The 9,474-nt window shown below is 71.2% G+C and carries 6 protein-coding genes; 2 read left to right on the forward strand and 4 right to left on the reverse strand.

Annotation, left to right across the window (positions count from 1 at the left end; genetic code table 11):
- Positions 1-532 precede the first annotated feature (532 nt).
- The 4 genes from uvrC to rsgA form a co-directional block, all read right to left on the reverse strand.
- Positions 533-2,521 carry an excinuclease ABC subunit UvrC gene (uvrC, locus tag ACFYP0_RS33085; RefSeq protein WP_356981294.1) on the reverse strand — a complete coding sequence of 663 codons (1,989 nt, stop codon included), beginning with the start codon at positions 2,519-2,521 and terminating at the stop codon, positions 533-535.
- Between the two features lie 187 nt (positions 2,522-2,708).
- A complete protein-coding gene (locus ACFYP0_RS33090; RefSeq protein WP_356981296.1) occupies positions 2,709-3,200 on the reverse strand; it encodes a Rieske (2Fe-2S) protein in 492 nt (163 codons plus the stop codon).
- Positions 3,201-3,361: 161 nt separating this feature from the next.
- The gene (gene uvrA / locus ACFYP0_RS33095; RefSeq protein ID WP_091408018.1) at positions 3,362-6,307 is read right to left on the reverse strand and encodes an excinuclease ABC subunit UvrA; all 2,946 of its coding nucleotides are present in this window, start codon (positions 6,305-6,307) and stop codon (positions 3,362-3,364) included.
- A gap of 237 nt (positions 6,308-6,544) precedes the next feature.
- On the reverse strand, positions 6,545-7,615 hold the full coding sequence (gene rsgA, locus ACFYP0_RS33100) for a ribosome small subunit-dependent GTPase A (protein ID WP_386998511.1): 1,071 nt from the start codon (positions 7,613-7,615) through the stop codon (positions 6,545-6,547).
- A 178-nt stretch (positions 7,616-7,793) separates the two neighbouring features.
- Between rsgA and ACFYP0_RS33105 the strand changes: the two genes are divergently transcribed.
- On the forward strand, positions 7,794-8,510 hold the full coding sequence (locus tag ACFYP0_RS33105) for a maleylpyruvate isomerase family mycothiol-dependent enzyme (protein WP_386998512.1): 717 nt from the start codon (positions 7,794-7,796) through the stop codon (positions 8,508-8,510).
- Between the two features lie 7 nt (positions 8,511-8,517).
- Positions 8,518-9,171, forward strand: a complete 654-nt coding sequence (locus ACFYP0_RS33110; RefSeq protein ID WP_355586028.1) for an MBL fold metallo-hydrolase — start codon at positions 8,518-8,520, stop codon at positions 9,169-9,171.
- Positions 9,172-9,474: the final 303 nt, after the last annotated feature.

Here is a 9,474-nt window from a genome sequence, read left to right on the forward strand (position 1 = left end):
GGCGTGTGTTCCCGGCGGGGCCGGCGCGCCGATGACCGGGCTGTTGCGGTGGGTCTGCCAGATATAACGACCTGGCCTGGCCGCCGATTCCGCCGACGGGGTGGCCCCGACCACCCGACAGCCGACACCAAACCCGACAAACCACCCACCCCCGCCGGCCTGGCGAACGCGACACATCGGCCGCAGCGGCGTGATCCACTCGGGTTCCTGGAAGTCGCGGTGTCCGGGGGCCGGGGACGCCCCGACTTCATGAAAGCCGAGTGGATCATGCCGGTCTGCGCCGTTCGCGCGCCTCGGGGCGGTCTGAGGCGGCGCAGAACGTGACGCGGATCGGCCGGCAGTGCGCCGTACGGAACCTAGCGTCCCCATGATCGTGCTCGACCCAGGAAACAGGCCCCTCCCTATGCCATGAGGCCACTACATCCAGGATCGAGCACGATCATGGGGACGCGACTGCCCATCACGGGCGAGCAAGGACCAGCTAGCGTGAGCCGATCGGCTGCGCCTCCGGCCGGGCAAGCGACGACAGTGCTCAGGTGCTGGGCTTCGCTTCCGCGCCGTCGCCTGCCTTCGTGTCCTTGTCCAGTGCGGCCAGAATCGCTTCGGCGGTGCGCCGTCCCACCCCCGGCACCTCGGTGATCTCCTCGACCGTCGCGGCCGAGAGTCGCTTGAGCGAGCCGAAGTGCCGCAGCAGTGCCTTGCGACGCACCTCGCCCAGGCCGGGTACGTGATCCAGCGCCGACTCGGTCATCCGCTTGGAGCGGCGCTGCCGGTGGAAGGTGATGGCGAACCGGTGGGCCTCGTCACGCACCCGTTGCAGCAGGTAGAGCCCCTCGGAGGTGCGCGGGAGGATGACCGGGAACTCGTCGTCCGGGAGCCACACCTCCTCCAGCCGCTTGGCCAGCCCGCACAGGGCCACGTCGTCGATGCCCAGGTCGGCGAGGGCCTGCGCGGCGGCCGCGACCTGTGGGGCGCCGCCGTCGACGACCACCAACTGTGGCGGGTACGCGAATTTTCGGGGCCGGCCGGTGGTCGGATCGATCAGGACGCCGACCTGCGGCTCGACGGCGTCCTGGGGGGCGGCCGCATCGTCGGCCGACTCCACGCCCACCTCGCCCGTCTCGGCCCTGGCGTCGAGGTAGCGGGCGAAGCGGCGCCGGAGCACCTCGGACATCGCGGAGAGGTCGTCGGTGGCGCCCCGGACGATGAACCGCCGGTACTCGCTCTTGCGTGGCAGCCCGTCCTCGAAGACCACCATGCTGGCGACCACGTCGGTGCCCTGGATCTGGGAGATGTCGAAACACTCGATGCGCAGCGGCGAGGTGCTCATGCCCAGCGCCTCGCTGATCTCGTCCAGCGCCTTGCCCCGGGTGGTCAGGTCACCGGAGCGCTTGAGCTTGTGTCGGGCCAGCGCGTCCTTGGCGTTGCGCTCCACCGTCTCCATCAGTGAGCGTTTGTCGCCACGCTGCGGCACCCGCAGCGACACCCGGCTGCCCCGGTGGGTGGAGAGCCAGTCGGCCAGCGCGTCGGCGTCCGCGGGCAACTCGGGGACCAGCAGTTCGCGAGGCACGTCGGCCTCGCCGTGCTCGCCGCCGTACACCTGGGTGCAGAAGTGGTGCACCAGGTCCCCGGTGGTCAAGTCCTCGGTCTTCTCCACCACCCAACCGCGCTGGCCGCGGACCCGGCCGTCGCGGACGTGGAAGACCTGCACAGCCGCTTCCAGGGGGTCGTCGGCGAACGCGACGACGTCCGCGTCGGTGCCGTCGCCGAGCACCACTGTCTGCTTCTCCATGGCCCGGCGCAGCGCGGCCACGTCGTCGCGCAGCCGGGCTGCCCGCTCGAACTCCAGTTGCTCGCTCGCCTCGGTCATCTCACGTTCGATCTTGCGGACCATGGTGTCCGTGCGCCCGGCCATGAAGTCGCAGAACCCGTCGACGATAGCCCGGTGCTCGTCGGCGGAGACGGTGCCGACGCACGGCGCCGAGCACTTGCCGATGTAGCCCAGCAGGCAGGGACGACCGACCTGGCCGGCCCGCTTGAACACCCCGGCAGAGCAGGTCCGCGCCGGGAAGACCCGCAGCAGCAGGTCGAGGGTCTCCCGAATCGCCCAGGCATGCGAATAGGGACCGAAGTAACGCACCCCCTTGCGCTTCGCGCCGCGCATCACCTGCAGCCGCGGGTACTCCTCGTCGAGGGTGACGGCCAGGTAGGGGTAGGACTTGTCGTCGCGGTAGCGGACGTTGAACCGCGGGTCGTACTGCTTGATCCAGGTGAACTCCTGCTGGAGCGCCTCGACCTCGGTGCCTACGGTGATCCAGTCCACCGACTCGGCGGTCGTGACCATCTGCCGGGTGCGCTCGTGCAGGTTCCAGACGTCGCCGAAGTAGGAGTTGAGCCGGCTGCGCAGATTTCGCGCCTTGCCGACGTAGATCACCCGGCCGGTGCCGTCGCGGAAGCGGTAGACCCCCGGTAGCTCCGGGATGGTGCCGGGTGCGGGGCGGTAGGTCGAGGGGTCAGCCACGCCAACAAGCCTAGTCCGCAGCACCGACAGCCCATCGCAAGCGTGATCCACTCGGCGTCCCGGAAGTCGGGGTGTCGGCACACCGCCAACACCCCGACTTCCCGAAACGCGAGTCGATCCCGCGACGCCGGGTCGACCGGCCGGTCAACGTGCGGCGGCCGGGCCGGCCCACCGGCCCCGCGTCGGATCAGGCCAGCGAGATCTGGTCGCCGGTGACCTTGATGTTCTTGGGCGGCAGCGGCTTGGTGGCCGGGCCGGCCTTCACCGAGCCGTCCTCGATCGAGAACTTGCTGCCGTGGCAGGTGCAGTTGATGGTGCCGCCGTCGACGTTCGTCACCGGGCAGTTCTGGTGCGTACAGATCGGGCTGAAGCCCTTGAACTGACCGGCCGTGGGCTGGGTGATGACCACGCCTTCGGCGGCGAGGACCTTGCCGCCTCCGACCGGGATGTCGGCGGTGGTGGCCAACGACTGGGCGTTCTGCCGGTCGCCGCCGCCGGCGTCGCCGGTGCTGGGTACGGCGGGGCCACCACTGGTGGGTGCGTCACTGCCGCTGCCGTTGCCGCCGTCGTCGCTGCCGCAGGCAGCCAGGACAACGGCTGCGCCGACCGCCCCGACGCCGGTGAGCAGGGTACGACGTGTCTGCGTACCCGGACCGGTCAGCGCCTGATCGTCACTCATGCCTCGCCTCTCTCTAGCCCGCTGCCGGTCGAAAGCCGGCCACACTTCTCCACACGGGCAACTGTGCCGGATGGTTCATCGCGGCACTCGTCCGACCCGGCAAATGGGGCGGGGCGGGTCGGTTGACGACCCGCCCCGCCCCGCGTAGACGCACAGAAGGGTCAGCGCGCGGCGGCCGGCACCTTACGGCTGGCCCGCGCCTTGGTCACGCCGTTGGCCTTGGCCGCCCGGGTGGTGGCGGCAGCCGCACCCTTGGCCTTGCCGTCGAGCTTGAGCACCTGGCGCAGGAACTCGCCGGTGTGGCTCTCGGCCACCTCGGCGACCTCCTCGGGGGTGCCGGTGGCGAGCACGGTGCCGCCCCGGTGGCCACCCTCGGGACCCATGTCGATCAGCCAGTCCGCGGTCTTGATCACGTCGAGGTTGTGCTCGATGGTGATCACCGTGTTGCCCTTGTCGACCAGCCCTTCCAGCACCATCAGCAGCTTGCGGATGTCCTCGAAGTGCAGACCGGTGGTCGGCTCGTCGAGCACGTAGACCGTCCGCCCGGTGGAGCGCTTCTGCAGCTCGGAGGCGAGCTTGACCCGCTGCGCCTCACCGCCGGAGAGGGTCGGCGCGGGCTGACCGAGGCGGACGTAGCCCAGGCCGACGTCGACCAGGGTCTTCAGGTGCCGGTGGATGGCCGGGATGGCGGAGAAGAACTCGGCGGCCTCCTCGATCGGCATCTCCAGCACGTCCGAGACGGTCTTGCCCTTGTAGTGCACCTCCAGGGTCTCCCGGTTGTACCGGGCGCCCTTGCAGACCTCGCAGGGGACGTACACGTCGGGGAGGAAGTTCATCTCGATCTTGATGGTGCCGTCACCCGAGCACGCCTCGCAGCGCCCGCCCTTGACGTTGAAGGAGAACCGACCCGGACCGTACCCGCGCACCTTCGCCTCGGTGGTCTCGGCGAAGAGCTTGCGGACGTGGTCCCAGACGCCGGTGTAGGTGGCCGGGTTGGAGCGCGGCGTCCGGCCGATCGGCGACTGGTCCACGCCGACGACCTTGTCCACGTGCTCCAGCCCGGAGACCCGGGTGTGCCGGCCCGGCACCAGCCGGGCACCGTTGATCTGGTTGGCCAGCACCGCGTACAGGATGTCGTTGACCAGCGTCGACTTGCCCGAGCCGCTGACCCCGGTGACCGCGATCAGTTGGCCCAGCGGGAACGAGACGGTCAGGTTGCGCAGGTTGTGCTCCCGCGCGCCGTGCACCACCAGCTCGCGGGCCGGATCCTGCGGGCGGCGGCCCGTCGGCGTCGGGATCGACCGCCGGCCGGACAGGTACGCCCCGGTGATCGACTCCTTGTTCTTCAGCAAGGCCGGCACCGAGCCGCTGTGCACGATCTTGCCGCCGTGCTCACCCGCGCCGGGCCCGATGTCGACGATCCAGTCGGCGGTACGGATGGTGTCCTCGTCGTGCTCGACCACGATCAGCGTGTTGCCGAGCCCGCGCAGCCGGATCAGGGTCTCGATCAGCCGGTGGTTGTCGCGCTGGTGCAGCCCGATCGACGGCTCGTCGAGCACGTAGAGCACGCCCACCAGGCCGGAGCCGATCTGGGTGGCCAGCCGGATGCGCTGTGCCTCACCGCCGGAGAGTGTGCCGGCCGGGCGATCCAGGGAGAGGTAGTCTAGACCGACGTCGAGCAGGAACCGCAGCCGGGCGTTGATCTCCTTGAGGACCCGCTCGGCGATCATCTTCTGCCGGTCGGTCAGCTCGATGCCGGCGAGCAGGTCGGCGCACTCCCCCACGGACAGGTTGCAGACCTCGGCGATGCTCTTGCCCGCGAGGGTGACCGCGAGGACCTCGGGCTTGAGCCGGGCACCGCCGCACGCCGCGCAGGGCACGTCGCGCATGTAGCCCTCGTACTTGTCGCGGGACCACTCGGACTCGGTGTCGGAGTGCCGGCGCTCGATCCACTGCACCACGCCCTCGAAGCCGGTGTAGTAGGAGCGCTCACGGCCGTACTTGTTGCGGTAGCGCACGTGCACCTGGTCGTCGGAGCCGTGCAGGATCGTCTTCTGTGCCCGCGCCGGCAACGCCCGCCACGGCGTGTCGATGTCGAAGTGCTGGGCCTCGCCGAGCGCCTCCAGCAGGCGCAGGAAGTATTCCAGGTTGTGCCCGGTGGACCAGGGCTGGATGGCGCCCTCACGCAGGCTGCGCTCCGGGTCGGGGACCAGCAGCTCGGGGTCGACCTCCTTCTTCGTGCCCAGGCCGGTGCACTCCGGGCAGGCGCCGTAGGGCGCGTTGAAGGAGAAGACCCGCGGCTCGAGATCCTCGATGGCGAGAGGGTGGTCGTTGGGGCAGGCCAGGTGCTCGGAGTAGCGGCGCTCGCGGTCCGGGTCGTCCTCGGGAAGGTCGACGAAGTCGAGCAGGACCAGGCCGCTGGACAGGCCCAGGGCGGCCTCGACCGAGTCGGTGAGCCGCTGCTTGGCGCTCGGCTTGACGGTGAGTCGGTCGATCACCACCTCGATGGTGTGCTTCTCCTGCTTCTTGAGCTTCGGCGGCTCGGTCAGCGGGTGCACCACGCCGTCGACCCGGGCCCGGGCGTAGCCCTTGGCCTGCAGCTCGGCGAAGAGGTCGACATATTCGCCCTTGCGGCCACGGATCACCGGTGCGAGCACCATGAACTTGGTGCCCTCGGCCATGGCGAGGACCCGGTCGACGATCTGCTGCGGACTCTGCCGGGAGATGCGCTCACCACAGACCGGGCAGTGCGGCTCACCGATGCGGGCGTAGAGCAGACGCAGGTAGTCGTAGACCTCGGTGATGGTGCCGACGGTCGAGCGCGGGTTACGCGAGGTGGATTTCTGGTCGATCGAGACGGCCGGGCTCAGACCCTCGATGAAGTCGACGTCTGGCTTGTCCATCTGGCCGAGGAACTGCCGGGCGTACGACGAGAGCGACTCGACGTAGCGGCGCTGCCCCTCGGCGAAGATCGTGTCGAAGGCCAGGCTCGACTTGCCCGACCCGGACAGCCCGGTGAACACGATGAGTGCGTCCCGGGGCAGGTCGAGACTGACGTCACGCAGGTTGTGCTCGCGCGCGCCACGGATGATCAGTCGGTCGGCCACGGTGCGTGTACTCCCGGGAGAAGACGAAGCGAAGGATCTGTCCCGCTCTGGGTGGTCTTGAGCGGTCGTGCGGGCGCGGAAAACACGCCTCGGCAACTCTAGCCCCGAGGTATGACAGTTTCCCTCGCCCGCACATTCCCCCAGCTCAGCCCGGTCGGCCGCACCACCCGGAAGCCCGGGCCACCCATAACCGCGCGTCACCGGAAAGCCCGGGCTCCCGCGTCGGCGGGCGCCCGGTCAGTAGCCGCCGGGCGCCGGTGGACGCGCGGCCCGGCGTCGGGCCGACCGCCACCCGCCGCGTCGCTCCGCCGCCACCCGGGTCTCCCGCCGTCGGCTCTCGTGGGCCACCTCACTCTGCAGCCGCCGCCAGCTCTCCCACCGACGGGTGGACAGCTCGCCGGTGTGCAACGCCTCCCGGACCGCGCAGGCCGGCTCGCCGTCGTGACCGCAGTCGGCGTACCGGCACCCCTCGGCCAGCCCGGCGATGTCGGCGAACGCCCGGTCGAGCCCGGCCGCGCCGTCCAGCAGGCCGACCGCCCGGACACCGGGCGTGTCGATCACCGCACCGCCACCGGGGATGGGTACGAGAGCCCGCCAGGTGGTGGTGTGTCGACCCTTGCCGTCGACCCGCCGGATCGCCTGGGTGGGCATCATCACCGCGCCGACGAGGGCGTTGACCAGGCTCGACTTGCCCGCACCGGACGGGCCGAGCAGGCCGAGCGTGCGGCCGGGCGTCACCTCGGCGCGCAGCGGTTCCAGCCCGAGGCCACGCTCGGCGCTGACCGGCAGCACCGGCACCCCGGGGGCGACCGCGGCCAACTGGCGGGCCAGCGCGGCCGGGTCGGCCGCGAGGTCCGCCTTGGTCAGTACGACAAGTGGCCGGGCGCCGGACTCGTGGGCCAGGGCGAGCAGCCGCTCGATCCGGCCCACGTCCGGCTCGGGGTGCACCGGCTCCACCACGGCGGCGGCGTCGAGGTTGGCGGCCAGCACCTGGCCGCTGGCGTCCTTGCCCGCGGTACGTCGGATCAGCGCGCCTCGCCGGGGCAGCACCGCCTCCACTGTGACGCGGCGGTCCGGCCAGTGGGTGAGCAGCACCCAGTCCCCGGCGCAGGGCAGCGCGGACGGGTCCCGCGCGGCGACGGTCAGCACCGCCCCACCCAGGCTGGCCCGGACCGGGCCGACTGCGGTGAGCACCGTGCAGACCCCCCGGTCCACCCGGGCCACCCGACCCGGCTGGTGCTCGCCGCGGCGCGCGGCGTACGCCGTCCGCTCGGCGTCCCAGCCGAGGGCGGTCAGATCGATCGTCATGTCATCCTCATCGGTGTCGAAGCTGGTGATGGCGGAACACGCGTGCCACGTCCGGCATGATCACCACCTCCGTCCGATGTCCCGGTGCCGCGTCTGCCGCTGACGGTAGGTCGCGCGCCGACGCGCCGAAAGCGATTTCCCCGGCGACGGCGCGACGGCGGACCGCTAGGGTCGACGGGTGACCACGGATCCGCTGCTGCTGATGGGCGAGGTGGACGCGGCCACCAGCCGTCTACTGCGTACCGCCGCTTCTTTCGACACCGCGGACCTGGCCGCCGCGTCGCTGCTGCCGGGCTGGACACGCGGCCACGTGCTGGCGCATGTAGCGCGCAACGCCGACGGCTTCGTCAACCTGCTCACCGCGGCCCGCACCGGGGCGGCGCTGCCGATGTACGCCTCGTTGGACGCCCGCACCGCGGACATCGAAGCCGGTTCAAGCCGGCCACCGGCCGCGCACCTGGACGACCTGCGACGCACCGCGGACCTGTTCTCCGAGGCGGTCGCGGCGATGCCGGCCGACGCCTGGGCGGCGACGGTGCAGGCGCGTAAGGGCCCGTGGCCGGCGGCGCTGCTGGTCTGGGGCCGGCTGCGGGAAATCGAGGTGCACCACCTCGATCTGGCCGCCGACTACCGGGCCGCGGACTGGTCGGAGACGTTCGCCCACCGTCTGCTGCGGGAGGCGGCCAGTCATCACGGCATGGGGCCGACACCGCCCTCGATGGTCCTGCGCCTCGACGGCAGCGACCATGAGGTGGTGATCGGGGAGCGGGTAAACGCCCCGATCGTCGCCGGCCCCGCCCCCGACCTCGCCGCTTGGCTGATCGGCCGCGCCGACGGCGCCCCGCTCTCCGTCACCCCTGACGGTCCCCTGCCTACTCCACCGGAATGGATATAGAAACGTCATGACATACAGCGGAGACGTCACGCACGGCGGCGCACCGGCGGTTCGGGAGCTGGACGGGCTGACCATCAGCAAGCTGTCGGTGGGTCCGATGGACAACAACGCCTACCTGCTGCGCTGCACGGGCACCGGTGATCAGGTGCTGATCGACGCCGCCAACGAGGCGCCCCGGCTGCTCGAACTGATCGGTGACGGTGGGCTCACCGCGGTGGTGACGACCCACCAGCACATGGATCACTGGGTGGCGTTGGAGGAGGTCGTCGCCAAGACCGGCGCCCGGGCGCTGGTGCACGCCGAGGACGCGTCGGGGTTGCCGATCGAGGCGGAGCGGCTGGCCGAGGGCGACACCGTGGCGGTCGGCGACTGCGCGCTGGAGGTCATCCACATCAAGGGGCACACCCCGGGTTCGATCGCGCTGCTCTACCGCGACCCGGCCGGCACCCCGCACCTCTTCACCGGCGACAGCCTCTTCCCCGGTGGGGTGGGTAACACCGACAAGGACCCGGAGCGCTTCGCGGCGCTGATCGGTGACGTCGAGCACAAGCTGTTCGACCAGCTCCCCGACGACACCTGGTTCTACCCGGGCCACGGCAAGGACAGCACCCTGGGCGCCGAGCGCCCCGCCCTCCCCCAGTGGAAAGCCAGAGGCTGGTAACCCACACCCAAACAGAAGACCCGACGTCGACCAAGAACCACCAAGATCAATACCACCCTACCGACGGTGGCGGCGCCCCCCGCACGACCCGGAACCACGACGGGGGCGGGGGCCCGCCGTGCCCGGCGCAGGGATCAAGCCTGACCGCCCGGAGCCGGGCACGGCGGGCCCCCGCCCCCCCCCCCCCCCCCCCGCCCCCCCCCCCCCCCGCCCCCCCCAACCCCCCCCCCACCCCCCCCAAAAAACCCCCCCCCCCCCCCCCCACCCCCCCGCACCCCCCCCCCCACCCCCCCCCCAACGGGC

Origin of the sequence: Micromonospora arida (assembly GCF_042873195.1) — a bacterium.
GTDB classification, from domain to species: domain Bacteria; phylum Actinomycetota; class Actinomycetes; order Mycobacteriales; family Micromonosporaceae; genus Micromonospora; species Micromonospora arida.

Coding starts and splice junctions, on each gene's coding strand:
- ACFYP0_RS33110 (WP_355586028.1), top strand. CDS start 8,518: ATGACATACAGCGGAGACGTCACGCACGGCGGCGCACCGGCGGTTCGG.
- rsgA (WP_386998511.1), bottom strand. CDS start 7,615: ATGACGATCGATCTGACCGCCCTCGGCTGGGACGCCGAGCGGACGGCG.
- ACFYP0_RS33090 (WP_356981296.1), bottom strand. CDS start 3,200: ATGAGTGACGATCAGGCGCTGACCGGTCCGGGTACGCAGACACGTCGT.